At 34.2% G+C, this 1,171-nt stretch carries 1 protein-coding gene; it reads right to left on the bottom strand.

The annotated features are described in order from the left end of the window. The coding region (locus tag J7J33_00440) for a hypothetical protein (GenBank protein MCD6167765.1) at positions 1–1,041 on the bottom strand (1,041 nt) is incomplete at its 3' end. Positions 1,042–1,171 lie beyond the last annotated feature (130 nt).

The raw sequence follows: 1,171 nt of genomic DNA, 5'->3' as shown, positions 1-1,171 counted from the left end.
AATTTTTTTCTTATCTTTTCCACCAACATATGTACCTCCATAATCTATACTTGAACATGTAGGACAGAATACAATCTCCTCTGGATCAGAAATGGTGACTCCGCATGTGACCTCTTCTATGATTTCAGGAATAATCTCATCTTCTGTTTCACCGGTTCTTCCCGTAACTTTTATGTAGTCTCCTTTTTTATATTTACCCTTGTCCTCGTCCCTTAAAAGTACTTTGAATCTTTCTCCATCAAAGGTCTCAATAATTATGTACCCTTCTTCCTCATTTACCTCTATCACTTCTCCTTCAACTGTGATGGATATGGAGGGACATATCTTTAATGTCACTGTTCTTTGGTAGAATGAAGATACAAATTTAAGCTGAAGCGTTACAGTTTTTTTAAGATCTTTTGTTTTAACTAAAACCTTGAATGTTTTAACATCACCGGGATAAAGAGTTATTGTTGGATTAAAGATAAGCTGTACATTCTCATTTTGCTCTAATGGCAAAACAGTTATGACTATACCACAACCATTTGTATTCCTAACTATAAAATCTATTGCTTTAGTATCTGTGGGTTTCATAATGATGGTCAAGTTCTCAGGAACTATATTGAAAACAGGCAGGATGACATTAAGGGTAACAGAAATCACATCTTCTTTGACTGTTTCATTTGCTGTAAAGTAGTATCTTATTCTTAGATTACCATTGTATGTTCCAGGGGAGAGATCTTTTCCGCTTAAAGTTATAGTTGTTTGGAAGGAGTAACCCTCTGGTGGTGCGTAAACCTCGATTTCGGTTTGTTTTGGTTTTATCCAGTCAGCACCGGGCAAAAGTGTTATGTTTACAGTTTGTGATGGATCAGCCCAGACAGTTATTGTTAGGGTAATATTTGTTTCTTCTCCTGGACAGACAGTTGCCTCTATATTTTCTGAAGAGGTTTTAAAACCCTGACTTCTTAAATTGTATGAAAATGAAGAGGGAACCCATATACCCCATAGTGTAAATGTCAAAATCAAAATTATAAAAATTAAAGGGGACAACTTTTTCAATTTTCCTCACCTCCTATTTTTCTTACTACTATTATACCTCAATTTATGAGATTTTTTCGGTTTAAAATTGTTCCTAAAATTAGTATAATTATTTATAAATTCTAACATGAAAGGAGAAAGACATGCATCC

This window comes from Caldisericia bacterium (assembly GCA_021158845.1).
Classification (GTDB): domain Bacteria; phylum Caldisericota; class Caldisericia; order B22-G15; family B22-G15; genus B22-G15.
The sequence above is the reverse complement of the archived record's forward strand: the minus strand, read 5'-3'. Positions and strand labels throughout refer to the sequence as shown.